A 26638-nucleotide genomic window follows, 5' to 3' on the forward strand; every position below is an offset into this window, starting at 1 on the left:
ACGATTCGATGTCGGGGCAGCCGTGAACGGCCGGGCCTATCACTCCGGCGGCTTTTTCCCTGCTCATCGACCGTTATCTGAAGATTTTCGTGACCAGCTCGTGGAGTCGCTCCCGCTCGCCGGCCGTCAGCGGCGCCAGCGTCTCCCGTTCGACGCGCTCCACCAGGGCCCGCCCCCGCTCCAGCGCGTCACGGCCCGCGGGCGTCAGCGAGACCCGGTAACGCCGCCGGTCGGCCGGGTCGCGCTCGCGCTCGGCCAGCCCCGCGCCGATCAGCTCGTCCATCAGGCGCACCATGTCGCTCGGATCGAGCCCCAGCCGGCCGCCGATCTCGCGCTGGGCGGCGGGCCCGGAGTCCGACAGGGTGGCCAGCACGGCGAACTGCCACAGGCTCAGCCCGGCCTCGTCCGCCAGCCGGGCCGCCACGGCGCGGCGGCTCCCCACCCCCACCTTGTGCAGGACGAAGGTCGTGATCGCGAGCAGGGTGGGCGGCAGGTCCATGCCTCTTAGTGTAGGTTGTCACCAATAATTGGTAGTTACCCACTAATTCTCGCTGGAGGCCCCCGATGGACGCGCTCTACCCCCGCCTGCTGGTGCGTGACTTCCCGGCCAGCGCCGCCTTCTACCAGGGCGTGCTGCGCGAGCTGCTCGGCGTCGAGCCGGTGAAGGTCCTGCCCGGATACGCCAACTGGGACATCGAGGGGGAGGCCGGGCTGGTCCTGTTCGGCCGGGACCGGCTCGCGGCCGCCATCGGCACCGCGGAGCCGCCCCAGGCTGCTCAGGACACGTCGATGCTGGTCATGAAGGTGGACGACGTCGACGCGGCCGCCGCCGTCCTGGCCCGACACGGCGCCACCGTCGTCGCCCCGCCCCAGGACCGCCCCGACTGGGCGCCCACCCTGCGGACCGCCCACCTGCGCGACCCGGAGGGCAACCTCATCGAGCTCCAGTCGTACTGAGCCTCGTCAGGGGAGGATCGAGTCCACGTAGCCGCCGTCCACCCGCACCGCGCCGCCCGTGGTCGCGGAGGCGAAGGGTGAGCTGAGGTAGACGACCATGTTCGCGATCTCCTCGGGCTCGATCAGGCGCTGCAGCAGCGACTGCGGCCGGTGCTCCCGCATGAACGCCCGCTGCGCCTCCTCCCACGGCAGCTCCCTGTCCACGAGCTGGTAGACGAAGTCCTCCACGCCCCCCGTGTGCGTCGGCCCGGCGAGCACCGAGTTGACCGTCACCCCCGTGCCCGCCGCCGCCTTGGCGAAGCCCCGGGAGACGCCCAGCAGCGCGGTCTTCGTCATGCCGTAGTGGATCATCTCGACGGGGATGGCCACGGCGGAGTCGCTGGCGATGTACTGGATCCGGCCCCAGCCGCGCTCGATCATGCCCGGCAGGTACGTACGGGTGAGCCGGACCGCGGCCAGCACGTTGACCTCGAAGTAGCGCCGCCACTCGGCGTCGTCGATCTCCAGCGCGGGCCTGGCTCCGAAGATCCCCAGGTTGTTGACCAGGATGTCCACCCGCGGCAGCGCGTCCAGCACCGCCGCGCAGCCCTCGTCCGTGGTCACGTCGCCGGGCGCCTCGATCAGGTCGCCGACGCCGATCTGCTCCATCGCCATCGCGACGGAGTTGGCGGTGCGGCCGTTGATCCCGACGCGGGCCCCCGCCATCACCAGCCCTTCGGCGATGGCCGCCCCGATGCCCTGGGTCGAGCCGGTGACCAGCGCGGTCTTGCCACTGAGATCGATGCGCACGATGTCATTGTCGGTGATCGGGTGCCGCAGGTCACGCCGGGACACGTGTACGGCGCGCCGGATGCGTAGGCTTGAGGTGGCGTGGAAGGGGCGTGGGTGCACCGGATCATCCTGTGGCTGGTCGTGGCGGGCGCCTTCGTGGCGAGTCTGGTCGTGCCCGGCGACTCCTCCGAGGTGGAGGAGTGCCAGTCCCGCGACACCCGGGTCGTCGCCCCGTACGCCGTCACCGGCTACTGGGTCATCCCCCGCGCCGATCCGTGCGTGACGCGGCGCATGGTCGAGGCCGTCCACGCGATCGGCGGCGACACGCTCATCACGTTCGGGCCGAGGTTCAGCGCCCGCGAGGACCCCGTCTTCGCCGACTGCCTCGTGGACGGGCGGCCGTGCGCCGAGGTGCCCGGCGTCCGGCGCGTCTACACGTACGTGACCAGCGAGGAGTTCGGGAAGGGGCTGCTGCGCTGCCCGGGGCTGGACCGGCGGATCGAGAGCCGGGGCCGGATCTTCTACCGGGTCTCGCTGGCCGGGTCCTGTGCGGACCCCGTCCACGATCTCGTGCTCGTCTCCACGGACGGCGACGGGCTCGGCAACCTGATGACCGAGGCGGCCGCGTACGGGATGACGGTGTTCCCCGGGCTGCCCGCCGCGCCCCAGCAGGAGGGCAAGCCGTGGCAGCCCGACGCCACGCACATCCCCGCGCTGAGCGCCTTCACCGCGCGGGTGCTGGCCGACTACCGGGAGCGGTTCGGGAGGTCGGCGGCGTTCGGCGGGGTCTACCAGTCGTTCGAGCTGGCCATGCGGGGGCGGGGACCGAAGGATCCGATCATCGAGCTGTACGCGGCCCAGCACGCGGTCGTCGCCGCGGCCCTGCCCGGGAAGAAGATCGTGGTCAGCCCGTACATCGACGCCCGGAGGGGCCGCGGGTTCCCGCCCGGGCAGGTGGAGAAGGGGCTGGCGGACATCGCCGCGACCCGGGCCGGGGCGCCCATGGCCGTCGCTGTGCAGGACGGGCGGGGGACGGGGAAGGTGCCGGTGTACGGGGTTCATGAGGGGGAGGCGCTCGTCGCTCGGCGATTGGTGCCGGTGGTCGGGGATGTGAGCAATGCCCGGGCGTACTACGGGTCCACGCGCGACTACATCGAGGCCGCGGCGCGGCGGGTGCCGTCCGGGGTGGAGCTGTGGGTGAACGTGGAGGGGTTCGAGCCGACGCCGGTGGAGGGGGAGTGCGGGCGGGTCGATCCGCTGCCGTTGCGCGGGCGCACCACGAAGAGCCGGATCGACTCGCAGGTGATGGCGGCGGGGACCCAGGCCGGAAAAATCATCTCTTATGGGTGGGACCCGTTCTTCACCTGCCAGGCCCGCTACGACACGCCCTCGCTGGCCGACGACATCGTGAACGGCTGGCGGCAGCCGATCATCGTCGGCGCCACCCGCAAGGAGATGAACGGACGGCCCGGCATCCTCGTCGAGGGTTACAACCTGCGCGGCGGAACGCTCCGCTTCGACCCGCAGGGGGCGGTGGTCAAACAGGAGTGGTACGGGCGGGGGCGGCTGGAGTCGGCGTGGGCCCCGTACGTACCCACGGGCCCCTGGACCTCGATCACCGCCACGAACGAAACCGGCCACTCGAGCACAAGCGGCTACACGATCCGTTAGGTCGGTGCTTAGGCCAGCGCCTTCACCAGGATGTCCGCCAGCAGGGCGGCCTGGCTGCCGTCCTCATCCAGATCCGGATCGAGGATCGTCACCTCCAGCCCGGCGGCTCCCGGCAGCTGCGTCAGGCCACGGATCAGCTCGGTGAGCTGCGCGGCGTCGAGCCCGCCCGGCGTGGGGGAGTCCACGGCGGACAGCACGGACGGGTCCAGGATGTCGGCGTCCACGTGGATCCAGAACCCGTCGAGCTCGTCCCGCACCAGCACCTTGCTCGCGTCGTCGAGGGAGATGTCGGTGCCCGGGAGGTGCGCGATGCCGCTGTCCGCGATGTCCCGCAGGTCCTCCTCGTCCCGGACCCCGATCACGATCACGTCCTCGTCCCTGACGTACGGCCGCAGCCCGTCGATGTCCGACAGGTAGTCGTCGCCGCGCCCGGTGATCAGCGCCAGGTCCTCCCCGGCCGCCGCCCCGACGTGCGGGCTGTTGCCCAGGTGCCGGAAGTCGGCGTGCGCGTCCAGGTACGCCACCCCGTACCGCCCGCTCCTGCGCAGGGCGAGGGCGGGGCCGAGCATGATCGAGCAGTCACCGCCGAGCAGCACCGGGAACCCTCCCGCCGCCCGGATGCCGGTCACCTTGTCGGCGAGCTCGCGGGTGTAGGCGGCGATGGCTCGTCCATTGCGCACGCCGCTCCCCGGCTCCCACGTGGCGACATAGCGCGGCGGCACCAACGTCCCCGCGTCGGCGGCGCCGAGCCGCCGCACGAGCCCCGCGTTCCGCAGCGCCCAGGGGGCCTTGTAGCAGCCGGGGATGGTGTCGGGGGCGAGCGGACGCAGGCCGAGATTGGACGGGGCGTCGAGGATCGTCAGATGTCTGTCAGGGGTTATTCTGTTCATAGTCGTGACGGTAACAGAGGGGGGATGGATGCGCCAGTTCGCTGAAACGGGTCTTGCGGCGCTGGATCTGGCCAACACGTGGGACGAGTACCTGGACGACCCGGAGCGCCTGCCGGACCCGGCGGCCCTGCACCGCTTCTGCCACGAACTGGACCTCCCGCCCACCTCCGCTCCACTCCCGACCACGCGGCCCGGACCGCGGGCGGGGGCGCGGCCGGAGCGGCCAGGGGAGGCTCAGCCGGCGGCGTCACCGGCGGCGTCACCGGCGGCGTCACCGACGGAGGGGTCGGCGGAGGGGCTGGAGGCGGGACCGGTGGCGTCACTGGCGGTGGGACCGGAGGCGCAACCAGTGGGGGAGCCGTTCGGAGGCGGGCCGAGCGAGGGTCCGGCGGGGACGGGCGGGCCGGACGCGGAGGACCTGCGAGCGGTGCGTGCGGTGCGGGAGCGGCTGCGCGCCGTGCTGTCCTGCGAACTTCCTGAGCGGACGCGCGCCCTGGCGCAGTGGGCGGGCGAGCTGCCGATCCGGGTAGTGGTGGAGGAGTCGGGCGGGGCGCCACGACAGCGGCTCACCGCGCCGCAGGGAGCCGACCTGGCCGAACGACTCGCGGTCCGGTCCGTCGCCGAACTGCTCGACCTCGCCGCCTCAGGCGACTGGGACCGCCTGCGCCTCTGTGCGGCCGACCCCTGCAAGGACGCCTTCGTGGACCACAGCCGGCCGGGCAAGCGCCAGTTCTGCTCGACCCGCTGTGCCAACCGCGCCCACGCCGCCGCCTCCCGCGCCCGCCGCCGCTGACGCCCCCCGCCGCTGCTCTTACGCGCCGACGCTGACACTCCCTGCTGCCCGCGCCGCCTCCCAGGCTCCCCGCCGCCTCCAGGCTCCCGGTGCCCACGCCTCCAGCGTCCATGCCCCCAGTGCCCGCGCCTCCGGTGCCCGCGCCCCCAGTGCCCGCGCCTCCGGTGCTGGCGCGCTCTGTGGCCTCCCGCGCGCCCTGGGGCGGCGTCCGGGCGGCGGGAATTGTCGGTCAGGGTCGATAGCTTTCGATCATCCCCCCGACGATGGAGGTTGGTCGATGTATCGACAGGGCGACATCCTGATCATGCCCGTGCCGGAGGAGTCCGCCCCGCGCACGCTGCGGCCGGAGCCGCGGGATGCGCGCGGCCGGCTGGTTCTGGCCCATGGCGAGGCCACCGGACACTGCCACGCGATCCCCGGCCCTGGCACCCTCTCCGGCGGCTTCCTGCACCTGCCCGAAGGCGGGCGGCTGGTGCACGAGGAGCATGCCGCGATCTCGCTGCCCAAGGGCTGGTACAGGGTGATCAGGCAGCGTGAATACGTGCCCGGCTCCCACCGGGTGGTGGCCGACTGATGACGACCTTGACGTGGGAGCGGGTGGCCGTGGCCACCGGGCCGGGGGAGGACCCGGAGGCGGCCGTCCGGCAGGCGTACCGCGAGGCCGGGCTGGCCGAGCCAGAACACGTGCTCGTGCTGCCCTCGCCCGCGGCCGGGGCCGTCGCGGCCGCCTGGCTGACGGGCGGCGACGCGGTGCGCCGCGCCCTGGAGCAGGCCGGGCTGGGCGCACTGCCGGACCGTTCACCGAGCGACGGCGGCTCACCGACCGGGTCACCAAGCGGGGACGGCTCATCGACCGGGTCACCGAGTGGGGACGGCTCGTCGGGGGATGACCGTGTCGTGATGCGCGATTCGCGTGGCGACAGCGGGGCCGAAGGGCGGGAGCCCGGTGACCAGGGCGTGCCTGAGCTGCGTCGGGCGATCGGCGAGGCGCTCAGGTCGTGGGAGTCGTACGGGGATCCCGGCCGGTCGGTGCGGGACGTGGTCCGTACGGTGCCGTGGGAGCGGGCCAGGGCGGCGGCCTACGCCGAGCTGGGCCCCGTCGGCTGGGCGGCGTTGTGGGACGAGACCGGCGGGCGGCTCTGGCCGCAGGCCAACCGGCTGGTCAACGACATCCGCCAGGGCATCGCAGCGCTCGGCGGCGAGGCCGGTGAGGCCGGCAGGGCCGGTCAGGTCGGCGAGGCCGGTCTGGCGTTGCGACGGGTGACGCTCGACGCGGTGCTGGGGCAGCACGACGCCCCCTGGCTGTCGGCGTTCGACGGGCACGAGGGGCTCGACGGGCTCAAGCGGGCGGCCGAGCGCACCGGCTGGTGGTGGCCGTTCGAGCGGCTGGCGATCGTCACCGAGCGACCCGCCGAGCTGCACCTCGACGAGATGGGGCGGTTGCATCGGGCGGTCGGCCCGGCCCTGTCCTACTCGGACGGGTTCGCGCTGCACGCCTGGCACGGCATGCCCGTTCCCGCCGATTTCGGCGCCGCGATGCGCGAGCTGACCGTCGAGCGGATCCGCGAAGAGGAGAACGCCGAGCTGCGCCGGGCCATGCTGGAGCACTTCGGGCTCGACCGCTATCTGGCCGAGTCGGGGGCCAAGCCGGTGCACTCCGACGAGACGGGTGTTCTGTGGCGGGTGGAGCTCTCCGACGACGAACCGCTGGTCATGGTGGAGGTCGTCAACTCCACGCCCGAGCCCGACGGCACCAGCCGCACCTACTTCCTGCGGGTGCCGCCGTGGGTGCAGCGGGCGCGGGAGGGGGTCGCGTGGACGTTCGGGGTCGTCGAGGAGGACTACCGGCCCGAGCGTGAGACCTGAGGTCAGGGCCAGACCGCGGGGATGCGTTCGAGGATGCCGCCGGTGAAGACGTCGTAGAGGCCGAGCGGCTCCAGGTGCACGTAGCCGATGTGGCAGTCGCAGGCCGCGGCCGGACAGGGCCGGGGCCGCAGCGCCGCACGGTAGGAGCCGTCGTACAGGTTGCCCAGCACCTCCGGGATGAAGTGGCAGCGGCGTACGGTGCCGTCGCCGTTCACCGAGATCACGCTGTCCCCCGTCCGGCAGGGCAGCCCGGCGCTCCGGTGCGGGAAGCGGCTGACGTGGAAGAGCGGGTCGATCGCCGACCACTCGGCCGCCTCCTCGTCGGTGTAGAGGCGGCCCTCCTCGGCGTTCACCCACAGGTACGTCTGCTCGGGCAGGTCCGACCGCAGCCGCCGCGCGTCCGGCAGGTGCGCCGGATCGCCGACGATGCCGACGCTGTGGCGCACCGGCAGCGAGCGGATCTTGCCCAGGAAACGGTCGTACGCGACCTGCGTCGGGTGGTACGTCACCCACAGCGCGGCCCGGTCCGACGCCTCGGAGAGCCAGTCGGTACGGCAGCTCAGGTTCGTCTGGATGGCGACCTTGGCGACGTTGGGCAGCCAGGAGAACTCCACGAGGGCCCGGCGGTACCACGACCTGACCAGCCCCTCACCCCACGGCGTGAACAGCACCGACACCTCGAACGGCTGCTCGCCCACCCAGCCCGCGAACCGCTCCAGCGCCTCCCGGTCGGCCCGTAACTGCTCGGGGCTGTCACGCCGCTTGGCGAACGGGCAGTAGGCGCAGTCGTAGTCGCAGCTCGCGAGCGGCCCGCGGTAGAGGATGGTCAGCATGCCGCGTACTCCTCCATGAGCCGCCTGACCTCGGGCGAGAAGAGGGCGGGCCCGATCGCGTCCGAATACGCCAGCCCCTCCGCCGTCAGCCGGACCGTCGCCGGGTCCGCCAGCAGCCACTCGCCGAACTCGTCCAGGGCGAAGTCGGCCAGCACGTCGCCGCCGAACCGCTCCGCGTACAGCCGCCGCGAGAGCCCGTCGCCCTGCAGCAGCGACTGGATGAGGTGGCGCCGCTTGCGCTCCTCCAGCGACAGCGAGAAGCCCACGTTGGCCACGTCGAACTCGTCCTGCCGCACGTAGTCGTCGATGATCGAGCGCACGTGCCGCGCCCCCACGGCGTACTCGAACGAGTAGTGGAGCTCGCTCGTGTACGAGCGGGCCCCGCACCCCAGCCCCACCATCCCGTCGGTCTGGCAGCAGTATCCGGTGGTCGAACCCGTGCCGGGCAGCCGGAACATCCGCATCGAAACCTGCTCGTACCCGGCGGCCAGCAGGTGCTCGCGCCCGGCCCAGTACAGTTCCAGCCGCTGGTCGTCCCACGCCCGGCCCTGCTTGCCGAGCCCCGTCAGCGGCCGGACGTAGAGCGGGTATAGGTACAGTTCCTCGGGCCGCCACCCGAGCGCGGTGTCCAGCGAGTACAGCCACGACTCCGGCGTCTGGCCGTCGATGCCGTAGATCAGGTCGATGTTGAGCACCGGCACGCCCGAGGCCCTGATCGCGTTGAGGGCCGCGTCCACCTCGGCCCGCTTCTGCGGGCGTACGGCGGAGCGGGCCTCGGCGTCGACGAAGCTCTGCACGCCGATCGAGACGCGGGACGTGCCGCGCTCGGCCAGGACGGTCAGGCGGTCGGGCGTGGCGGTGGCGGGGGAGGTCTCCACCGACAGGGGGACAGCGGCGAGATCCACCCCCATCGTGCGCTCGGTCAGGTCGAACAGCCGGGTCAGCTCGCGCGCGCTGAGGTACGTCGGCGTCCCGCCGCCGAACGCGGCCGTGGTGAACGCGGTCTCCTCCAGCGCGTCCCGCACCTGGACGGCCTGCCGCTCCAGGGCGTCGAGGTAGGCCGCGACCAGTTCCTCGGGGGCGCCGGTGCGGGTGAAGAGGTTGCAGAAGCCGCAGCGCATCTCGCAGAACGGGATGTGCACGTATAACGCGCCCGGCCGTTCCCCGGCCCACACCTCCTTGAGCCGCGGTCGCGGATCGAGCGGCCGGTAGGCGGTCTTGTGCGGATAGGCGTAGACGTAACCCTCATAAGGCCGCATTACTCTCCAGAACGAACTCGGTGTAGGGGACCGTCCAGACCACCTCGTGGCCGATCCGGTGGCCGACGTGGCCGTCCTCGCCGTACGCCGTGCCGTGGTCGGAGCAGACGATCACCAGGCAGGGACGGCGGCGGCGCATCAGCGCGTAGAGGCGTCCGATGTGCCGGTCGACGTACCGCAGCGCCGCCGCGTGGCTCTCCAGCGAGTCGCCGGCGGCTCCGGGCAGGTAGAAGTGGTTCGGCTGGTGCAGAGCCGACACGTTGACGAACAGGAAGACCGGTTCGCGCCGTTCGGCCAGCGCCTCCTCAGCGCGGTCGATCTGGCGCTCCAGCGACGACGGGTTCGTCACGCCGAACGCCGGCTCCCAGTGGCTCTCGGCGAACAGGCTCGGCAGTGCGGACCCGAGCGGGGTCAGCTTGTTGAAGAAGCCGACGCCGCCGACGCACACCGTGTGGTAACCGGCCCGCGCGAGCCCGGCGGGCAGGTCGGGCGCGTCGAACACCCACGTGCGGCCCCCGGTGGTCTCGCTGCCTGGGAACGCGGCCGCGAACAGCCGGTGATGCGGCCCCGGGGTCACCGGAGTGGGCAGGAACCCGGCGAACATGGCGGCGTGGGCGGCGTACGTGAAGCTGCCCGGGCTGTGCCGCCGCTCCCAGGACACGCCGGGCGGCAGGAGGTTCGGCAGCGACCCGGCGGCCTCGAGTGCGACCGCGACGTCGTAGCGGAGCGTGTCGAGCGTGACGAGCAGGATGTCATGGCTCCCCACGATCCCGTTCATGTCGAACGGCCCGCTCGCCGCTATGTCGCCCGTGACTGCCATGCCCTCGCCGCTTGCCGCGATGCCGCCCGTGCTCACCGTGCCCCCGCCAGGACCGCGCGTACCTGCTCTGCATACGTGTCCCGCCCGTGCCCCGCGAGATCTCCCAACCCCGGTAGCAGATCCCCGAACGCGTTCACCTCGGCCACCGCCACCGACCGCCAATCCGCCCCCACCATGACGTCCACCCCCGTGGCGAGGCTCCGCGGAAAGCAGGCCGCCGCCCGCGAGCACGCCTCCAGGACCCGCTCCCACAGGCCCGGCCGCGACCGTACGGCATCCAGATCGCCCCGCGACCCGCCAAGATGCAGGTTCGTCATCGGGCTGCGGCCGGCCCGCAGCACCGCGTGCGTCGGGACCCCGGCCACGGTCACCACCCGCAGGTCGAACACCCTCCCGCCGGTGGACGCCTTCGGAAACCACCGCTCGACGTGCAGCCCGTCGCCGGCGAGGAAGTCGACGATCCGCCGCACGTCACCGGCGGAGGTGTACGTGCGCACCCGCAGCGAGTTGCACAGCACCCCCTCAACCCAGGCCGCCGACGTGACGGCCCGCACCCGGTCGCCGTGCGCCTGGAACGCGATCACCCCGGACGCCGACGACCCGTGCGCGGGCTTGACGAACACCCGGGACCAGCCCCGGCGCTCCATCTCGGCCCGCAGCCTGTCGTACGAACCGGCCTCGAAGGCGGGCGGCACTGGCACCCCCGCCCCGGCCAGCACGGCGTGACAGCGCCGCTTGTCGAACATCACCGAGATCTCCTCGATGTCGCCGATCAGCCGCACACCCGGAAGGGCCGCCACCCGCGACAGCCCCGCCGTGAACGCTTTGTACCAGGTCGCCCCGCCGCCGACCCGCGCGGGATCACCCGGCCCGCGCAGCAACTCGTCGGCCTCGGCGTCCTCGCCCGGAGAGTCCACGCGCAACAACGAACCCTCGGGCGCGCCGATCTCCCGCCCGGCCAGCACGTCCCGCCACGGGATGACGTACGGCTCCGCCAGCCCGGCGGCCACGGCGGCGTCCCCGAACATCGTCACCCGCCGATCCCCGGGGGTCCCGACCACGGCGAACCGCACGTCACTCACTCCGTCACGGCCACGTAGCTCGAGTCCGGGCCGGACAGGTCGACGTCGACGCCCGGCAGCGCCGCGGTCAGGCGGGCTCTCATCTCGGGGCCGATGGCGTGGCGAGACAGGTCCAGCCGGCGCAGGTGGGTGAGCGGCTGGCCGCTGAGCAGCGCCTCCGCTCCGGCGTCGGTGACGACGCCCATCGCCAGGCTCAGCGTCTCGAGCCCGGCCACGATCGGCGCGGACGCCGCAGCGGCGGCGAGCTCGTCCTGGATCTGGCTGTTCTGCAGCCCCAGATGGCGCAGCCGGGGCAACCGCTCCCCGCTCAGGATTCCGGCGACGTCGCCGACCGTGGCGTCACCGCCGTACGTGTCGACCCCGAACCACATGTCGAGGTGCTCCAGCGCGGGCAGGTCGCACGCGCCGACCCCGCGAACCGCCTCGCCCGGCAGTCCTCCGGTCTCGAACCGCAACACCTTCAGCGCCTCGTGCCGCACCGGCGAGAACCGCAGACCGGTGCCGCCGCGCACCTCCAGCCGCTCCAGCTTCGGGTACGCCTCCAGCAGCGGCGCGATGTCGGACTGCGTGATCCAGGAGATCTCGCAGTCCTCCGGCGACATCGCGCCGAGGAAGAGCGAGCGCAGCTCGGGCAGCCTGCCGGCCTCGTCGGCCAGCCGGCTGACAATCTCACTGCTGTCGGTGTCGTAGGGCTCCTCCCACCCGCCGATCACGACGGCGGTGACCTGCGAGGTGTCGACGTGCTCGAAGAACCAGTCGAAGCACTCGGCGATGAGGTCGGGGAGGTCGTCGTCGTAGGTGTGGGCGCTGAGCCGCCAGGCAGCGGACCCGGCCTCGGGCGGCTTCTCGTCGCCCTGCCATGGCACCTCGGCCACCGGCAGGCCGACGTAGCTCTGGTCGTAGGTCTCGTAGTGGCTGGGCTGCTCGTCGAACTCCCGCATCACTCGTCCACCGCCACGTAACGCCACACTTCGCCGTCCTCTTCGTCCACGTCTGGCTCTTCGTTCTCGGAGACGTCGACCTCCACCCCGGGCAGCGCCTCGATCACCCGCCGCATCATCTCGTCGGACATGTAGTGGTGATGCAGGTCGAGCACGCGCAGATGGGTCAGCGGCTGGCCGCTGAGCAGCGCCTCCGCCCCAGCGTCGGTGAGCACTCCCATCGACAGGCTCAGCGTCTCGAGCCTGGCCACGATCGGCGCCGACGCTACGGCGGCGGCGAGATCGTCCTGGATCTCGCTGTCCTGCAGCCCCAGATGACGCAGCGCGGGCAGCCGATCGCCCCTGAGGATGGGCTCGACGTCAGAGACGTTGCTGTCGCCGCCGTACTCGGGGACGCCCAGCCAGAGCTCCAGGTGCTCCAGCGCGGGCAACTCGCTGAGGGCCACGGCGCGAACGGCTTCTCCGGGCAGCCCTCCGGTCTCGAACCGCAGCACTTTCAGCGCCTCGTGCCGCACCGGCCGCAGGCGGAGAGCGGAGCCGCCGCGCACCTCCAGCCGCTCCAGCTTCGGGTACGCCTCCAGCAGCGGCGTGATGTCGGACTGCTGGATCCAGGAGATCTCGCAGTCCTCCGACGAGATCGCACCCAGGAAGAGCGAGCGCAGCTCGGGCAGCCTGCCGGCCTCGTCGGCCAGGCGGCGGACGATGGGCGCACTGCTGTCGCTGTAGCAGTCTTCCCACGCGCCGATCACGATGGCCGTGACCTTCGCGGTGTCGACGTGCTCGAAGAACCGGTCGAAGCACTCGGCGATGGGGCCGTCGCCCGAGCTGCCGGCGCTGAGCCGCCACGCCACGGAACCGGCGTCGGTCTGCGGCCCGACCTCGTCCCTGGCGACCTCGGCCACCGGCAGGCCGGCGTAGGTCTCGGTGTAGCGGTCCGAGGGGCTCGGATTGTCGTCGTCGGTCACGGATGATCCTCGGGTCGGGGGCCTGACGCGTCCTGTCCTACCAGAACCTGCCGGCACTTCCGTCCCACCAGTTATGGTGCGCCGTACCCGATTTGATCTAGGAGGGCACGCCGATGAACGTGAGGGAGCCCGACTGGGCGTACGTGGCCAGGTCCTTGGTCAAGGTCTTGGCCGTCACCGCGGCGCTGTACCTGGCTTTCAGCACGATCGACCGGGTTCTGTGGTTGTTCGCCGACTACGACGACGAGCGGACGGCCCTGGTGTACGGCACGGCCGCCCGCGTCGCGAACCCGGACAAGCGCCTGTGGGAGGGGCATGGCGACGCCGGATGGCTGCTGAACACCACCTACACCCTGGAGGGCGAGCCGCGCCGGGCCGGTCACAGCGCGGGAGGGAAGGAGTACGAGATCGTGCCGAACTGGTTCGGCACCGTCCGGGCCCCCTCCCTCAACGGGCCGTCCGGCAGCTTCTCCTACGCGATCACTGTCCTGGAGACGAGACCCGACGTCGTCAAGAAAGACGTTCGGAAGACCATCGACGCTCTTCCTCAGACGCTCGACGCGGTCGCGGTCGTGCAGTTCGAGCAGCCGATGACCAGCGAGCAACTCATCGCCTTCAACCTCAGGCACAAGATCTGCGGAGGGAGGGACGTCTCCTACGTCTACGCCCCGTCCCGGAGCGAGTACGACGACTCCAGCAACGATCCCCCGCTGAACGCGGTCGTCTGGAACCGCGACATGACCGAGGACCTCATCCAGGGGGAACTCACCTATCGGTGCGAGGCCGAGCCCGAGACGGCGCTGGCGGAGTTCCGCAAGTGGGTGGGGCAGCTCGACAAGTGGGACGATCTCAGCGCGTTCATGCTGGACTACCGGTGGCTCAACTGGGCGGCCGAGGATGGTCTCGTACACGGGCTCGTCGTCGACGGCTGGAAGCTCGCCGACCTGCGCAAGCTCCTGGACGACTCCGAAGTGCGGACGATCCGGCTCGCCGACGTCGCCTTCGACTTCGACTTCGACGGGGATGAGTAGCACGAAGGCGTACGTCCTGTGGCATGTCCACCACGTCGCCGTAGACGAGGCCGGAAACTCGAACTGGTTCGATCCTGGCTATTATTCCCTCTCGGTCGTGTTGCCGAGCGTCCACAAGGACGCCATGGGGAGTGCGCGCAGCCTGTCGCCGAAAGGCAGGACCTGTTCGCCGGTATAGAGGACGAACCCAGCGCGAAATCTCGCTCCGAGCCGGTCGGCCAGGTGACGCAGTCCACGGAAGTCGTCGCCTCGCACGGTTTCGGCGGCTTTGATCTCAATGCCGATCACTTCGCCGGATGCGTGCTCCAGGACGACATCCACCTCCACTTTGTCGCGGTCTCGGTAGTGGAACAGCTGGACGGATTCGTTGGCCCAGGTGAGCTGACGCGCCACCTCACCGATCGCGAAATTCTCGAGCAGTGGGCCGACGGGGGCGGTGACGTCTCTGGCGCGTTCGGGTGACATGCCGATGAGCCGGCCGCCGAGTCCGCTGTCTGTGACGAGCAGCTTGGGCGTGGAGATGGCGCGGCGAGTGAGATTCGACGACCAGGCCGGTATGCGTTTGATCACGAAGACCAGTTCCAGGAGGTCCAAATAGCGGGAGAGCGTCATCCGAGGGAGCCCCACGTCGCCGGCGATCGACTGGACCACCGCCAGTCCGCCCATCCGGGCCGCTATGACGCTGAGAAGCCTGCGCATCTCCGCTGGACGTTCGATGTCGGAGATCTGGCGGACGTCTCTGGTGATCAGATCAGTTATGTAGGAGTCGAAGAACCTGTTGCGTCTGCGTCCAGGGTCCCGCCGGACCGCCTCCGGGTAGCCGCCGCGAAGGGCCCTGTCCACGTAGTCAGGCTTACGGAGCGAGCAGGGTTGCATGGAAACGTCGACGCCATGTGTGAAGACGTAGTCCACGAATCCGTCCGGAGCGCTGTCGATCTCCCCCTGGGACAGCGGCCACAACTCGATGGTCTCCGTCCTGCCGGGCAGGGCGTCCGGCAGATCGCGTAGGTCCAGCAGGCGTGCGGAACCGGTGAGGAGATAACGGCCTGCACGCGGATCCCGATCGACCTCGTGCTTGATCGGCAGGAGTAGTTGCGGGGCACGCTGGATCTCATCGATCAGCAGAAGTGCGTCGTGCCGGACGAAGGCGACGGGGTCCTCTTCGGCCGCGGCCAGGACCGCGGGGTCATCCAGGTAGAGCTGGCGGGCGTCGTCCACCTGGCCGGCGATCAAGCTCGCCAGCGTGCTCTTTCCCACTTGCCGAGCGCCGTTGACGACGACCACCCGTGTGTCCGCCAATGCTTCCAGCGTCATGGCTTGGGCGCGGCGAGAGAACAGAACCGGCTGTGTCACACTGACGCAGATTACCGCAGCTCACCTGCCCGTGTGGGCAGTTTGCCGCTAGCCTTGTGGGCGTTCTGCCGTACATTACGTGGGCGTTCTGCCGAAGGATGTGTGGGCGTTCTGCCGGAGAGTGTCCCCAGCGAAGGGTTCGGGCCACCCGCCTACTACGGCCCTCAGAAAAGGCGAGGTCGGGGCGCTGTCGCCGGTTCCGGATCAGTCCAGGAGGCGCGCCGCTCGTGACCAGGACACCCCCATGGGTCCCATGGGTTCGCTCCTGTCCTACCAGAACCGGCGGACACTCCACCCCGACAGTCTCCACGCATCACAGCCGCTATCGTGCGCCGTATCCGATTTGATCTAGACCGCAGGCAGGAGCGCGCCGATGAACGGGAGAGAGCCCAATTGGGCGTACGTAGCCTGGTCTCTCGTCAAGGTCCTCGCCGTCACCGCGGCGCTGTACCTGGCCTTCAGCGCGGCCGACCGGGTTCTGTCGGTGTTCGTCGACGACGACGAGCGCATGGGCCTGGTGTACGGCACGGCCGCCCGCATTGCGAACCCGGACAAACGCCTGCCGTACGGTCAGGGCGACGCCGGATGGCTGCTGAACACCACCTACACCCTGCACGGCGAGCCGCGCCGAGCCGGTCTCAGCGAGGGCCGGCGGGAGTACGAGATCGTGCCGAGCCTGTTCGGCACCGTCCGGGCCCCCTCCCTCGACGGGCCGTCCGGCAGCCTGGGCGATGCGGTCTCTTCCGTGGTACCGGACACCGCCGTCGACTCAGGAGATGTCCGGCAGACCATCGACGGTCTTCCCCAGACGCTCAAGGCCGTCGCGGTCGTCGAGTTCGCACAGCCGATGACCAGCGAGCGGCTCGTCGCTTTCAACCGGAGGCACAAGATCTGCGGAGGGGCGGACGTCTCCTACATCTACGCCCCGTACTACTACGACGACTCCACCAGCGAAACCCCGTTGAACGCGGTCGTCTGGAATCGCGGCATGACCGAGGACTACATCCGAGAGGACTTCGCCTATCAGTGCGAGACCGAGCCCGAGGCGGCGCTGGCGGGGTTTCGCCAGTGGGTCGGGCGGCTTGACGAGGGCGACGACCTCAGCGCGTTCATGCTGGACTACGCGTGGCTCAGCGAGGCGGCAAAGGAGGGCCTCGTATACGGGCTCGTCGTAGACCGCTGGAAACTCGCCGACTTACGCAAGCTTCTGGACGACTCCGACGTGGGGACGGTCCGGCTCGCCGACGTCGCCTTCGACCTCGGCGAGGCCGAGTAGCGTGAAGGTGTACGTCCTGTGGCATGTCCACCACGTCGCGGTGGACGAAGCCGGAAATGTCCCGCACTTCGAGGATGGCGAATTCTCGGCTCGTGAGGATTTGGGGGACGACGTCAAACTGCTGGGCGTCTATTCGACACCAGGTCGTGTCGAACAGCGCATCAGGGCGGCACGAAAACTTCCCGGGTTTCGAGACGAGCCTGACTGTTTCTGGTCTGCCGAGGTCGAAGTCGACGAAGACGCCTGGGCGTCGGGCTATGTGACGGAATGAGCCTCGCGGGACAGGAGCAGTCCGAAAACCCGAGTTCGGCGCGATGTGCGGTACAGCAGGCCAGGCTGCGCATCCATGGAACCAGCGGGTGAATGCTTGATGCTGGCAGGTGCGGTCCGGGCGGGACGAGGACGCTGTTCATGCTCCACGGCGGCGCGGCGGCAAGGCTGGCACTACCAAGAACCAGGGTGCAGCCAGCAATGCCGCTCTGCACGGCCGTGCGCGATTACCAGCGTGGCGGACAGGGTGAGGGGGTCGACATCTGAACTACTTCAGATAACCTGCTGAGGTGACGACTAAGAGCTTTCCGTACAGCGCGTTCCTCAGAGGCCCTTCTGAGGTGCTTCCCACACTGGACAACGCTGATGTCATCCTCGAACGACGCGATGACGAGAACCTCATCCTGATGCGCGCCGAGCGATTCCAGGCCGGGATGACCAGCCTGCGGATCGCCGCTCGCGCGCTGGCCATCGTCGCTCGCCGCAACAGCGCACTCGCGGAGGAAGTCCTCGCGGAGGAGCTTCCCTGGCTCACCTGGTTGCCCGAAACGGAACGTCAGGAGTGCGTACGTGAGTTGCTCAGCCACCTGATGGCGGGCGCGGACACGGGAGAGTTGCTGCCTTTCGGTAGGTCGTTGACCTCATGGCGCTCCACCGCGGTGATCTGGAGCGATCCGCACCTTGCCGGTGAGTTGCAGGGGCCCTTCGCCGGCGACGGGGCGGAGGTCGCGCGCCCGAAAGACGATTCGTGATGGCAGGCCGAGGAGACGACGTTCCGCGCCCCAACCCCTGGCGCGTTCGATTCGCCGATCGCCGCGCCGCCGAGGGGTGGACGCATCTGCTCGCCCAGGCTCCGGAAAATCTGGACCGGGCATGGGTGGCCATCACCAGCGATCCTCGACGTGTGGATTGCCGGCAGCACCCGCTCAAAGGTGCGCTCGGCATCGTAAAAGTGGCTGGTGCAGCACTCGAACAGTGGCAGTACGAAGCGACGTCCGGCGGGCGGCTGTGGTACGCGATCGACGACGAGCAACGCACCTTGTGGATCACGCGTGCGGGAACCGGACACCCAAAGCAGACCGACCAACGCCGTTGATCGCCGCCATCCCGCGGTCGGGAGCCTGGCAGGTCTCCGTCACTGACAGCGGGCCTTGCCTCGATTAACGGATCCACGCTCACCGGGTCTCCCTCACGAAGAATGCCGTCGCAGGCAGAGCCTGCGCTTTGGTGGGGGCGTCTGAGCGGAGCGAAGCCCGACAAAGGTCGGGGCTTTGGCCCGACTGGAAGCAGCGCCTGAGCTCCGTGCGCGAAGCGCCCCACTGCGAAGACCTTGCGCGCCGCCAGGCGCGCCCCGGGAAGGCGCCCGAGCGGCAGCGAGGACCGCTCGGGGCGGGGTCCAGCAGGCCCACCCGGTAATCGGGCAACGGGTGGGTGCTGCCGCGCAACCTACTGCTGACTATCCGAAGAGGGTGCGGCCCCAGTAGTCGCCGGCGTCGCGGACGCCTGGTGGGCAGGCGAACAGGCCGCTGGAGACGTGTTTGATGTACTCGTTCAGGGCGTCGTGCTTGGCCAGGTTCATCTGGATCGGTACGAACTGCTTGCGCGGGTCGCGCTGGTAGGCGATGAAGAACAGGCCCGCGTCCAGGCGGCCGAGGCCGTCGGAGCCGTCCACGAAGTTGTAGCCGCGGCGCAGCAGGTGCGCGTTGCCGTTGGAGGTCGGGTGGGCGAGCCGTACGTGGGCGTCGTCCTTGATGTACGGCTGCCCGTCGGCCCCCTTCGACGCGAAGTCCACCGGGTCGAACTCGGCCTTCTTGCCCAGCGGCGCCCCCTCGCCCTTGTCCCGGCCGAAGATCTGCTCCTGCTCCACGAGCGACGTGCGGTCCCAGGTCTCGATCCCCATCCGGATCTTCCTGGTCACCATGTAGGAGCCGCCCGCCATCCAGTCGCTGCCGTCCTGCGCGGAGGCCCACAGCTGGTCGCGGAGCAGGGCGGCGTCCTCCAGCTTGAGGTTGTTGGTGCCGTCCTTGAAGCCCATCAGGTTGCGGGGCGTCGCCTGGGAGCGGGAGGTGGACGACGTACGGCCGAAGCCGAGTTGCGACCAGCGTACGGAGACCTTGCCGAAGCCGATCCTGGCCAGGTTGCGGATGGCGTGCACGGCGACCTGGGGGTCGTGGGCGCACGCCTGCACGCAGATGTCCCCACCGGAAATTTCCGGAATGAGCTGCTCTCCCGGAAATTTCGGCAAGTCGGCGAGAGCCGCGGGCCGCTTGTCCGCAAGCCCGAAGCGGTCGTCGAACAGCGACGCCCCGAACCCGATCGTCAGCGTCAACCCCGACGCGGGCAGCCCCAGCGCCTCGCCCGTGTCGTCGGGCGCGGCCTCCGGCGCGCCGCCCACCGCCCCGTACGACCCCGCCTCCTTGCCCTGCGTGAGCCGCGCGGCCGCCGCCGTCCACTCCTGGAGGAGTTCGATCAGCTCGGCCCGCTTCTTCGTGGTGACGTCGAACGCCACGAAGTGCAGCCGGTCCTGCGCCGGAGTGACGATGCCCGACTGGTGCTCGCCGTAGAAGGGGAACGGGTCGGAGGTCGAGGAGGCGTGCGCGACCGGCGGCTCCTCGAAGAGCGTGTTCGAGGCCACGACACCGGCCCCGACCACGGCGGCGCCCGCGGCCCCCAGCCCGAACAGCCCCCTGCGGCTCACCCGCTGGCTCATTGCCGGAACCTCCCGCTACTTGGTGATGACCGGCGCGATCTTGCTGATCGGCTCGGCCAGCGCGTTGATCGCGTCCGACAGGGTCTTCAGCTCAGCCTTGGACAGCTCGTTGTGCAGCTTCCAGCCGTCGCCCTTCTGGTGCGCGTCGAGCGCCGCCTCGGCCGCCGCGAACTTCTCGTCCAGCGTCTTCACCAGGTCGGGAGCCCGGTCCTCCAGCACCGGCCTGAGCGACTGCACGGCCGCCTTGGAGCCTTCGAGGTTGGCGTCGAAGTCCCACAGGTCGGTGTGCGACCAGATGTCCTCCTCGCCGGTGATCTTGCCGGTGGCCACCTCGTCGAGGAGTTCCTTGGCGCCGTTGGCCAGGTTCAGGGGGGTCAGCTCGGCGGCGTTCGACTTGTCCACGATCGTCTTGACGTCGGCGATCAGCTTGTCCGCGACGGCGCCGTCCTTGCTGATGTCCTTCTTGATCCACAGGTCCTTCTCGATCCTGTGGAAGCCGGTCCACTCCTGGCCGTCGGCCAGGTCCGCCTCGCGGGCGTCGATGGCCGGGTCGAGGTCGCCGAAGATCTCGGCCACCGGCTCGATGCGCTCCCAGTACGTACGCGCGACCGGGAACAGCTCCTTGGCCTTGTCGATCTTCCCGGCCTTGACCGCGTCCACGAACTCCTGCGTCTTGACCAGCAGCGTGTCGCTCTGCGACTTGATGTAGCGCTTGTAGCTGGCGACCGCGTCGGAGAGCTCGGCGTCCTCGGTGAGCGCCTTGTGCTCGCCGGTCACCTTGAACGCGTTGCGGATGCCCTTGCCGATCATGCCGGGCTTGCACGCGGTCTCGTACGCGCCCGCCGGCAGCTCGGCGATGAGCTCCCTGGTCAGCCCGGGAACGATGTTCTCCACCTCGGCCATGACCCGGTCACCCGGGGCGTACACGTAGAACTCGGTCACCTTGGTGCCGCCGTTCGTGATCGTGAACGTCGTGGTGCCGGCCTCGACCTCGGCGGCGCCGACCTTGCACTCGGTGTCCGACGCGGCCACGGTGATCTTGCCAGGCCCTGCGGGGGCGGAGGAGGCGGCGGGGGTGTTCCCCGAGCCGCAGGCGGCCAGCGTCGCCAGGGCGAGCGCCCCGAAGGACAGGCGGATGGGGGTGCGCATGGTGCTCCTGTTCAGGCCGCGGAGGAAGCGGGCGACGGCGTGGACTTCACCCGCGTGTTGCGCAGGAAGAAGAAGAGGGTCGGGACGAGGTAGCAGACCCAGGCGATGACCTCGGCGACGCTGGGCTGGGGCGTGATGTTCAGCATGCCCGACAGCAGGGTGCCGTACCAGGAGTCGGCGGGGATGACGCCGCTGATGTCGAAGGCGTACGTGCTCAGGCCGGGCAGGAGGTTGGCCTCCTGCAGGTCGTGCACGCCGTACTTGAAGATGCCCGCGGCCACGAGGATCAGCAGCAGCCCCGTCCAGGTGAAGAACTTGGTGAGGTTGATCTTCACGGCGCTGCGGTAGAGGCCCCAGCCGATGAGTACGGACGTGAGCAGCCCCAGGCTGATGCCGATGAGCGGCTCCGGCGTGGTGACGGCGCCCTGCACGGAGGCGAAGAACAGGATCGCCGTCTCCAGCCCCTCGCGGGCGACGGCGAGGAAGGCCATCACGACCACCGCGATGGAGCCCAGCTCCAGCGCTTCGGAGAGCTTGCCCCGCAGCTCGCCGGAGAGCGCGCGGGCCGCCCGCCGCATCCAGAAGATCATCCAGGTGACGAACACGACGGCGAGCAGCGAGGTGATCGCGTCGAACAGCTCCTGCCCCGTGTGTCCCAGGTGGGCGGCGGTGAACGTCAGGAGTGCTCCGAACCCCACGGACAGCGCGACGGCCGCGCCCACTCCCGTCCACACTTGCGGGAGCTTGTCCTTGCGGTCACTTTTGACCAGGAAAGCGACCAGGACCGAGACGACGAGTGTCGCCTCGAGACCTTCGCGCAGTCCGATGAGGTAACTGGCGAACACCGTTACTCCCGTTAGCTGAGGTTTTGCTTGGCATTCCCTGAGGAAAGGCTTACCTAAATTAGGGCAGGCGAAGCATACCTAGCGCAAGGGCCGGAAGCGACAGTGTGCGGCGAGTCACGTTCGCAGGTGGAAGGTGATCATCCCTTCGTCGCGCCGGCGGTGAGGCCGCCGACGAGGTGACGTTCCGCGACGGCGTAGAACCCGAGCGCGGGCACCATGGCCAGGACGAGATAGGCCAGGATGCGGGCGGTGTCGGAGGCGTACTGGCCCTGGAACTGCTGGATGCCCAGCGGCAGCGTCCAGCTCGACTCCTCGTTGAAGACCACGAGCGGCAGCATGAAGTTGTTCCAGCTCCCCACGATGGCCAGCACCGAGACGGTGGCGATGGCCGGCCTGGCCATCGGCAGCAGGATCCGCCAGAAGAACCCGAACGGGCTGCAGCCGTCGATGATGGCCGCCTCCTCGATCTCGCCCGGGATACCGCGGAAGAAGCCGCGCAGAATGATGATCGTCAGCGGCAGGCCGAAGGCCGCCTGCGTCAGGATCACGCCGAGCGGGTTGCCCAGCAGCCCGAACGTGCGCAGCAGCACGAAGATCGGCAGGATGGCCACCGCGAACGGGAACATCAGCCCGGCCGTGAACAGCGTGAAGAACAGCTCCCTGCCACGGAAGGCGAACCTGGCGAAGACGAATCCCGCCAGCGCCGACACCCCGACGGTCAGCACGGTCGTCACGACCGCGATGAACGTGCTGTTCCACAGCTGCAGCCAGAACGAGCCGGAGCCGATCACGTCGGTGTAGTTGCCCGTCGCCCAGGTGTCGGGCAGCCCGAGCGGGTTGGTGGACAGCTCGCTGGTGGACTTGAAGCCGCCGATCAGCGCGTACACCACCGGGATGATGATGAACAGGCCGACGACCCACGCGATCAGATGCAGCGGCAGGGTGTTGCGCCGCGGCGAGGACTTCTTCCGATGGATCATCGGCGCTCTCCCATCGAGGTGGTCGCGCCCTCCAGGTCGCGGCGCATCACGAACCGCTGGTAGACGAGGGCGAAGACGAGGCTGAGCGCGAACATCACGACGCTGATCGCGCTGGCGTAGCCGACCTGGGAGCGCTTGAAGCCCCAGTCCATCATCGTGACGGCCATCGTCTCGGACGAGTGCGACGGCCCGCCCTGGGTGAGGATCCACACCAGGTCGAACAGCTGGATCGTGTAGATGACGGAGAGGAAGACGCTGATCCGGATCGTGGGCCCGAGCAGCGGCAACGTGATGTGCCGGAACGTCTTCCAGCTCGTGGCCCCGTCGATCTGGGCGGCCTCGATGAGCTCGTTCGGGATGCTCTGCCGCCCCGCGAGATAGATCATCATGTGGAAGCCGAAATATTTCCACATCATCACCAGGAAGAGCGACGGCATCACGGTGTCAGGGTCGGCCAGCCACTCCGAGTCGAGCCCGAACACCGACAGGAACTGGTTCGCCAGGCCGGACTCGGGCGAGAGGATCAGCGAGAACAGCACGCCGGTGATGACCTCGGAGAGCACGTACGGCGCGAAGAACACCACCCGGTACAGCGCCCGCCCGCGGATGCGCTGGTTCAGCAGCATCGCGATGGCCAGCGAGAACGGGAGCTGGATGCACACCGACAGCAGCACGAGGACCAGCAGGTGCCACAGGTCCTGGCCGAAAATTTCGGTGCCGAAAAGCCGGGTGAAGTTGTCGAGCCCGATGAAGTTGGTCGGCAGGCCGCCGAATCCGTTCCATCTGAACACGCTGGCGTAGAACGCCACGAGGATGGGCGCGACGACCAGCAGCAGGAAGAGGACCAGGGCGGGCAGCAGGAACAGGGCGATGGTCACCCAGCGGCCGCGCCGCCTGGCGGCAGGGGCGGGGGCCGGAAGCGTGACCGCCTCCGGCCCCTTGATGAGGGTCGTCATCCTTCGCTCTTGGCCACTTCGGTGATGGCCTTGCCGACTTCCTCCGGCGTCTTCGTACCGGCGATGAGCTCGGCCACGCTGTCGTTGACCTGCTGGCCGACGGCGGGCGGGTAGGCCTGGTCGAGGTAGAGCTGGTAGCCGCCGGCCGCGGCCAGCGCGGTCGCCACCTGCTTGAGGTTGGGGTCCTTGACCGCGCTCTCCTCGCCCTTGAGCACCGGCAGCACGCCGCCGGCCGCCACGGCCTTGGAGTGGTTGTCCATCTCGGTCATGAACTTCACGAACTGCACGGCCTCCGCCGGGGCGTCCGCGCCCACGGCCAGGCCGCCGCCACCGCCGAACGCGTCGGAGATCGAGCCCTTGCCGCCCTCGACCGCCGGGAAGGGGAAGAAGCCCAGGTCGTCGCCGAGGCCCTTGCCGGCGTCCTTCTGCACGGAGGGCGCCCACTGGCCCATCAGCTCCATGGCGGCCTTGCCGTTCGCCACGGTGGCCGCCTGGCCGTCCGGGGTGCCGTACCCCGCGCCGAGGAAGCCCTTCTGGAACGGCTGCAGGTCCGCCAGCGCCTTGACCTGCTGCCCGGCGGCCACGAAGTCGGGCTTGCTGAAGTCGTGGTCGACGGCCGCCTGCTTGAGCGCGTCGAGGCCGGCGATGCGCATGGCGAGGTAGGCCCAGTAGTAGTGGCCCGGCCACTTCTCCTTGCCGGCCAGGGCGATCGGGGTGACGCCCGCCGTCTTCAGCTTCTTGACGTCCTCGAGGAACGCCGACCACGTGGCGGGCGGCTGCGTGATGCCGGCCTTGGCGAAGAGTTTCTTGTTGTACCAGAAGCCGACCAGGCCGATGTCGGTCGGCAGCCCGTACGTCTTGCCGTCGATCTGGTACGCGCTGAGCGCGGCCGGCGTGAAGTTGGGCAGGACGTCGGCGACGTCGGAGGAGATGTCCTTGACCAGCCCGGCGTCGACCTGCTGCTTGAGCACGCCGCCGCCCCACGTGGCGAACAGGTCGGGGGCCTTGCCCGACTGCGTGATCGTGGTCAGCTTGGCCTTGTACGCGTCGTTCTCCAGAACCGTCGCCTTGATGGTGACGTTGGGATGCTTGGCCTCGAACTCCTTGGCCCGCTGCGCCCAGAGGGACTTGAGCGGCTCCGTGGTCGACAGGTGCCACCATTCAAGAGCGACCTTGGCGGCCGAGCCGCCCTGCTGGGGGGCCGTGCTGCTGCCTCCACCGCCCCCACCGCCGCAGCCGGTTATGAGCACTGCGGTCGCGATCAACACCAGACTGCGTTTCATCAGGGGTCCTCTCCTCAGACTGGCCCGGCCTGCCGTACGGACCCCCTGCACGTGATTCCTGGGACTCAGCGTGACTCATGGGGCACGGTACGACGCACCGCGCGTGAAAGTTTCGTTACCACCCCGATAGTTTCGCTGCCTGGATCGTAGGTAAACGCTGCGTAAAGCGTCAACACCTTGAGTGGGAGCGATCCCAAACCGAAACTTTCGGATACACTCCCGAACGTGTCAGCGAAGCGGCGGGTGACGATCGCACTGATCGCGGAAGAGGCCGGGGTCTCCATTCCGACGGTGTCCAAGGTCATCAACGGACGTCCAGAGGTCGCTCCGGCGACCCGCCATCGAGTCGAACGACTCCTGCAGGAACACGGCTACCAGCGGCGCATCAGCCAGGACGACACCCCGGCCGGCCTGGTCGACCTGGTCTTCGCCGAGATCGAGTCGCCGTGGGCCATGGAGATCGTGCGCGGTGCGGAGGGCGCGGCCCACGAGGCCGGTGCCAGCGTGGTCATCTCCGTCCTGCACACCCATGCCGGACCGGGCCGCGACTGGCTCGAACGCCTGGCCGCCCGCCGTACCGACGGCGTGGTCATCGTCGCCTCGCGCCTGTCCACGGGCATCCAGGCCCAGCTCAGCGCGCGCTCGCTCCCGTTCGCCGTGGTCGACCCGGAGGGCGAGCCCGCCCCCGGCGTCGTCTCGGTCGGGGCCACCAACTGGAACGGCGGCCTGGCCGCCACCCGCCACCTGCTCGAACTCGGCCACCGGCGCATCGCCATGATCAGCGGCCCCACGGACATGCTGTGCAGCCAGGCCCGCGTGGACGGCTACCGCGCGGCCCTGGAGACGGCCGGGGTGCCGATCGAACCGGAGCTGATCCGGCGCGGCACGTTCCTGGTGGAGTCGGGCCACGACGAGGGCCACGCGCTGCTCTCCCTGGACGAGCCCCCGACGGCGATCTTCGCGGGGAGCGACCTGATGGCCTTCGGCGTGTTCGAGGCGGCCCGCCAGCGCGGCCTTCGCGTCCCCGAGGACCTGAGCGTCGTGGGCTTCGACGACCTGCCCCTGTCCAAGTCGGCCTGGCCACCCTTGACCACGGTACGCCAGCCGCTGCAGGAGATGGCCGCCCTGGCCACCCGCACGGTCCTGGCCATGGGCCGCGGCGAGGTCCCGGAGACCAAGCGGGTCGAGCTGGCGACAGAACTCATCGTCCGAGACAGCACAGCCCGCCACGAGTAGGCATCCGGGTAGGTGGGCCGACGCTCACCCACCCGTTGCCCATCTGGATGGTGGGCCTGCTGGACCCCACCCCGACCGGTCCTCGCTCCGCTCGTCCCCGGCCGCGCCTGACGGCGCGCAAAGGTCTTCGCATGGGGCGCTTCGCACCCGGGGCTCAGGCGCTTCTTGTTTCAGGCGCCTTCGGCGCACCCCCCGCGCCTTGCGGCGCCATCGCCCACCCGTGACCCGGTTACCGGTCTGGCCTGCTGGAGCCCGCCCCGAGCGGGCCTCGCTTCGCTCGGCCTCAGGGGGCGCGACGACTTGCTCAGCGCCTGGCGCTGCTCCAGACCGTCGCAGTATCCCGGAGCAAGAAGCGGTCGTACCGCTGGGCGCCAGCCCCATGCAGTATTCGGGTGGCCCTGGTTGATGATGTGGACGCCGCGGAGAGGTGACGCCCCATCCGCTGGCAGCATCCGGATGCGGGGTAAGCATGCCATCGGTGCAACGGGAGCCCCGCGAGTAACCTGCCTCGCCGTACTCTGCAGAGCATGAAAGGCGTGTCATGAGCGCTCACCCCCTTCACCGCGGCATGACGACCTATGGCCGGGATGCTTGCTGATCCGTAGCTGTCAGCTGAAGTGTTTCGACGGTAGCCGCACTTACGGTGGCGATCCGCGAAGATCCATGACTCGCCGGAAGCGATCAAGTCGGAGCCTGTTCTG

The 26638-nt window shown here is 69.7% G+C and carries 27 protein-coding genes; 11 read left to right on the forward strand and 16 right to left on the reverse strand.

The window, feature by feature from the left end; all coding sequences use genetic code 11:
• Nucleotides 1–73: 73 nt before the first annotated feature.
• Nucleotides 74–499, reverse strand: a complete 426-nt coding sequence (locus H4W80_RS43725; protein WP_192790437.1) for a MarR family winged helix-turn-helix transcriptional regulator — start codon at nt 497–499, stop codon at nt 74–76.
• 65 nt (nt 500–564) lie between these two features.
• Between H4W80_RS43725 and H4W80_RS43730 the strand changes: the two genes are divergently transcribed.
• Nucleotides 565–957, forward strand: coding sequence for a VOC family protein (locus H4W80_RS43730; RefSeq protein ID WP_192790438.1), 393 nt, complete (start codon nt 565–567; stop codon nt 955–957).
• Between the two features lie 6 nt (nt 958–963).
• Here H4W80_RS43730 and H4W80_RS43735 read toward each other — a convergent pair whose 3' ends face one another.
• A complete protein-coding gene (locus H4W80_RS43735; RefSeq protein WP_192790439.1) occupies nt 964–1746 on the reverse strand; it encodes an SDR family NAD(P)-dependent oxidoreductase in 783 nt (260 codons plus the stop codon).
• Nucleotides 1747–1842: 96 nt separating this feature from the next.
• Here H4W80_RS43735 and H4W80_RS43740 point away from each other — a divergent pair, with 96 nt between their 5' ends.
• Entirely contained in the window at nt 1843–3399 is a 1557-nt protein-coding gene (locus H4W80_RS43740; protein WP_192790440.1) for a DUF4434 domain-containing protein, read from the forward strand.
• Between the two features lie 8 nt (nt 3400–3407).
• Here the strand turns inward: H4W80_RS43740 and H4W80_RS43745 are convergent, their stop codons facing one another.
• Nucleotides 3408–4289 carry an arginase family protein gene (locus tag H4W80_RS43745; RefSeq protein WP_192790441.1) on the reverse strand — a complete coding sequence of 294 codons (882 nt, stop codon included), beginning with the start codon at nt 4287–4289 and terminating at the stop codon, nt 3408–3410.
• A gap of 28 nt (nt 4290–4317) precedes the next feature.
• Here H4W80_RS43745 and H4W80_RS63065 point away from each other — a divergent pair, with 28 nt between their 5' ends.
• The 3 genes from H4W80_RS63065 to H4W80_RS43760 all read left to right on the forward strand — a co-directional run bounded on the left by H4W80_RS63065 (nt 4318) and on the right by H4W80_RS43760 (nt 6948).
• On the forward strand, nt 4318–5082 hold the full coding sequence (locus H4W80_RS63065; protein WP_192790442.1) for a CGNR zinc finger domain-containing protein: 765 nt from the start codon (nt 4318–4320) through the stop codon (nt 5080–5082).
• A 277-nt stretch (nt 5083–5359) separates the two neighbouring features.
• Nucleotides 5360–5656 carry a hypothetical protein gene (locus tag H4W80_RS43755; RefSeq protein WP_185071231.1) on the forward strand — a complete coding sequence of 99 codons (297 nt, stop codon included), beginning with the start codon at nt 5360–5362 and terminating at the stop codon, nt 5654–5656.
• A complete protein-coding gene (locus tag H4W80_RS43760) occupies nt 5656–6948 on the forward strand; it encodes a DUF6745 domain-containing protein (protein WP_192790443.1) in 1293 nt (430 codons plus the stop codon). Before H4W80_RS43755 ends, H4W80_RS43760 begins: the two co-directional genes overlap by 1 nt.
• A 2-nt stretch (nt 6949–6950) precedes the next feature.
• Here the strand turns inward: H4W80_RS43760 and H4W80_RS43765 are convergent, their stop codons facing one another.
• Genes H4W80_RS43765 through H4W80_RS43790 form a run of 6 tightly spaced genes read right to left on the reverse strand, consistent with a single transcriptional unit; the run spans nt 6951 to nt 12848 of the window.
• Nucleotides 6951–7781, reverse strand: coding sequence for an STM4011 family radical SAM protein (locus H4W80_RS43765; RefSeq protein WP_192790444.1), 831 nt, complete (start codon nt 7779–7781; stop codon nt 6951–6953).
• On the reverse strand, nt 7775–9040 hold the full coding sequence (locus H4W80_RS43770; RefSeq protein WP_192790445.1) for an STM4012 family radical SAM protein: 1266 nt from the start codon (nt 9038–9040) through the stop codon (nt 7775–7777). Before H4W80_RS43770 ends, H4W80_RS43765 begins: the two co-directional genes overlap by 7 nt.
• Nucleotides 9027–9860 carry an STM4013/SEN3800 family hydrolase gene (locus tag H4W80_RS43775; RefSeq protein ID WP_225963983.1) on the reverse strand — a complete coding sequence of 278 codons (834 nt, stop codon included), beginning with the start codon at nt 9858–9860 and terminating at the stop codon, nt 9027–9029. The genes H4W80_RS43770 and H4W80_RS43775 overlap by 14 nt, the downstream gene beginning before the upstream one ends.
• Before the next feature lie 32 nt (nt 9861–9892).
• Entirely contained in the window at nt 9893–10933 is a 1041-nt protein-coding gene (locus H4W80_RS43780; protein ID WP_192790446.1) for an STM4014 family protein, read from the reverse strand.
• Nucleotides 10934–10938: 5 nt separating this feature from the next.
• Complete coding sequence (locus H4W80_RS43785; protein WP_192790447.1) at nt 10939–11883, reverse strand: STM4015 family protein; 945 nt, start codon at nt 11881–11883, stop codon at nt 10939–10941.
• Entirely contained in the window at nt 11883–12848 is a 966-nt protein-coding gene (locus H4W80_RS43790; RefSeq protein ID WP_318787330.1) for an STM4015 family protein, read from the reverse strand. Before H4W80_RS43790 ends, H4W80_RS43785 begins: the two co-directional genes overlap by 1 nt.
• Before the next feature lie 113 nt (nt 12849–12961).
• Here H4W80_RS43790 and H4W80_RS43795 point away from each other — a divergent pair, with 113 nt between their 5' ends.
• Nucleotides 12962–13879 carry a hypothetical protein gene (locus H4W80_RS43795; RefSeq protein WP_192790448.1) on the forward strand — a complete coding sequence of 306 codons (918 nt, stop codon included), beginning with the start codon at nt 12962–12964 and terminating at the stop codon, nt 13877–13879.
• Nucleotides 13880–13960: 81 nt separating this feature from the next.
• On the opposite strand, the gene H4W80_RS43800 is transcribed toward H4W80_RS43795, so the two are convergent.
• On the reverse strand, nt 13961–15232 hold the full coding sequence (locus H4W80_RS43800; protein WP_318787331.1) for an ATP-binding protein: 1272 nt from the start codon (nt 15230–15232) through the stop codon (nt 13961–13963).
• Nucleotides 15233–15605: 373 nt separating this feature from the next.
• On the opposite strand from H4W80_RS43800, the gene H4W80_RS43805 reads away from it, so the two are divergent.
• The 4 genes from H4W80_RS43805 (at nt 15606) to H4W80_RS43820 (ending at nt 17874) form a co-directional block, all read left to right on the forward strand.
• Nucleotides 15606–16508: a hypothetical protein gene (locus tag H4W80_RS43805; protein ID WP_192790449.1), complete on the forward strand. Its 903-nt coding sequence runs from the start codon at nt 15606–15608 to the stop codon at nt 16506–16508.
• Between the two features lies 1 nt (nt 16509).
• Nucleotides 16510–16779 (forward strand): DUF7336 domain-containing protein, encoded by a 270-nt coding sequence (locus H4W80_RS43810; RefSeq protein ID WP_192790450.1) that lies wholly within the window; start codon nt 16510–16512, stop codon nt 16777–16779.
• 289 nt (nt 16780–17068) lie between these two features.
• A complete protein-coding gene (locus H4W80_RS43815) occupies nt 17069–17530 on the forward strand; it encodes a hypothetical protein (RefSeq protein WP_192790451.1) in 462 nt (153 codons plus the stop codon).
• Nucleotides 17527–17874, forward strand: coding sequence for a hypothetical protein (locus H4W80_RS43820; protein ID WP_225963984.1), 348 nt, complete (start codon nt 17527–17529; stop codon nt 17872–17874). The genes H4W80_RS43815 and H4W80_RS43820 overlap by 4 nt, the downstream gene beginning before the upstream one ends.
• A gap of 360 nt (nt 17875–18234) precedes the next feature.
• Here H4W80_RS43820 and efeB read toward each other — a convergent pair whose 3' ends face one another.
• The 6 genes from efeB to H4W80_RS43850 all read right to left on the reverse strand — a co-directional run bounded on the left by efeB (nt 18235) and on the right by H4W80_RS43850 (nt 24701).
• On the reverse strand, nt 18235–19488 hold the full coding sequence (gene efeB, locus H4W80_RS43825; protein WP_192790452.1) for an iron uptake transporter deferrochelatase/peroxidase subunit: 1254 nt from the start codon (nt 19486–19488) through the stop codon (nt 18235–18237).
• 15 nt (nt 19489–19503) lie between these two features.
• Nucleotides 19504–20637, reverse strand: coding sequence for an iron uptake system protein EfeO (efeO, locus tag H4W80_RS43830; protein WP_192790453.1), 1134 nt, complete (start codon nt 20635–20637; stop codon nt 19504–19506).
• 11 nt (nt 20638–20648) lie between these two features.
• On the reverse strand, nt 20649–21482 hold the full coding sequence (gene efeU / locus H4W80_RS43835) for an iron uptake transporter permease EfeU (RefSeq protein ID WP_192790454.1): 834 nt from the start codon (nt 21480–21482) through the stop codon (nt 20649–20651).
• A 137-nt stretch (nt 21483–21619) separates the two neighbouring features.
• Nucleotides 21620–22462: a carbohydrate ABC transporter permease gene (locus H4W80_RS43840; RefSeq protein ID WP_192790455.1), complete on the reverse strand. Its 843-nt coding sequence runs from the start codon at nt 22460–22462 to the stop codon at nt 21620–21622.
• The gene (locus H4W80_RS43845) at nt 22459–23418 is read right to left on the reverse strand and encodes a carbohydrate ABC transporter permease (RefSeq protein WP_192790456.1); all 960 of its coding nucleotides are present in this window, start codon (nt 23416–23418) and stop codon (nt 22459–22461) included. The genes H4W80_RS43840 and H4W80_RS43845 overlap by 4 nt, the downstream gene beginning before the upstream one ends.
• Entirely contained in the window at nt 23415–24701 is a 1287-nt protein-coding gene (locus H4W80_RS43850; RefSeq protein WP_192790457.1) for an extracellular solute-binding protein, read from the reverse strand. Before H4W80_RS43850 ends, H4W80_RS43845 begins: the two co-directional genes overlap by 4 nt.
• Before the next feature lie 225 nt (nt 24702–24926).
• On the opposite strand from H4W80_RS43850, the gene H4W80_RS43855 reads away from it, so the two are divergent.
• The gene (locus H4W80_RS43855) at nt 24927–25937 is read left to right on the forward strand and encodes a LacI family DNA-binding transcriptional regulator (protein ID WP_192790458.1); all 1011 of its coding nucleotides are present in this window, start codon (nt 24927–24929) and stop codon (nt 25935–25937) included.
• Nucleotides 25938–26638 lie beyond the last annotated feature (701 nt).

Origin of the sequence: Nonomuraea angiospora (assembly GCF_014873145.1) — a bacterium.
GTDB classification, from domain to species: domain Bacteria; phylum Actinomycetota; class Actinomycetes; order Streptosporangiales; family Streptosporangiaceae; genus Nonomuraea; species Nonomuraea angiospora.

Bases quoted from the DNA above. Each gene is read 5' to 3' on its own strand.
- H4W80_RS43725 (WP_192790437.1), bottom strand. From the start codon at position 499: ATGGACCTGCCGCCCACCCTGCTCGCGATCACGACCTTCGTCCTGCAC.
- H4W80_RS43730 (WP_192790438.1), top strand. From the start codon at position 565: ATGGACGCGCTCTACCCCCGCCTGCTGGTGCGTGACTTCCCGGCCAGC.
- H4W80_RS43745 (WP_192790441.1), bottom strand. From the start codon at position 4,289: ATGAACAGAATAACCCCTGACAGACATCTGACGATCCTCGACGCCCCG.
- H4W80_RS63065 (WP_192790442.1), top strand. From the start codon at position 4,318: ATGCGCCAGTTCGCTGAAACGGGTCTTGCGGCGCTGGATCTGGCCAAC.
- H4W80_RS43755 (WP_185071231.1), top strand. From the start codon at position 5,360: ATGTATCGACAGGGCGACATCCTGATCATGCCCGTGCCGGAGGAGTCC.
- H4W80_RS43760 (WP_192790443.1), top strand. From the start codon at position 5,656: ATGACGACCTTGACGTGGGAGCGGGTGGCCGTGGCCACCGGGCCGGGG.
- H4W80_RS43765 (WP_192790444.1), bottom strand. From the start codon at position 7,781: ATGCTGACCATCCTCTACCGCGGGCCGCTCGCGAGCTGCGACTACGAC.
- H4W80_RS43770 (WP_192790445.1), bottom strand. From the start codon at position 9,040: ATGCGGCCTTATGAGGGTTACGTCTACGCCTATCCGCACAAGACCGCC.
- H4W80_RS43775 (WP_225963983.1), bottom strand. From the start codon at position 9,860: ATGGCAGTCACGGGCGACATAGCGGCGAGCGGGCCGTTCGACATGAAC.
- H4W80_RS43785 (WP_192790447.1), bottom strand. From the start codon at position 11,883: ATGCGGGAGTTCGACGAGCAGCCCAGCCACTACGAGACCTACGACCAG.
- H4W80_RS43795 (WP_192790448.1), top strand. From the start codon at position 12,962: ATGAACGTGAGGGAGCCCGACTGGGCGTACGTGGCCAGGTCCTTGGTC.
- H4W80_RS43805 (WP_192790449.1), top strand. From the start codon at position 15,606: ATGAACGGGAGAGAGCCCAATTGGGCGTACGTAGCCTGGTCTCTCGTC.
- efeB (WP_192790452.1), bottom strand. From the start codon at position 19,488: ATGAGCCAGCGGGTGAGCCGCAGGGGGCTGTTCGGGCTGGGGGCCGCG.
- efeO (WP_192790453.1), bottom strand. From the start codon at position 20,637: ATGCGCACCCCCATCCGCCTGTCCTTCGGGGCGCTCGCCCTGGCGACG.
- H4W80_RS43840 (WP_192790455.1), bottom strand. From the start codon at position 22,462: ATGATCCATCGGAAGAAGTCCTCGCCGCGGCGCAACACCCTGCCGCTG.
- H4W80_RS43845 (WP_192790456.1), bottom strand. From the start codon at position 23,418: ATGACGACCCTCATCAAGGGGCCGGAGGCGGTCACGCTTCCGGCCCCC.
- H4W80_RS43850 (WP_192790457.1), bottom strand. From the start codon at position 24,701: ATGAAACGCAGTCTGGTGTTGATCGCGACCGCAGTGCTCATAACCGGC.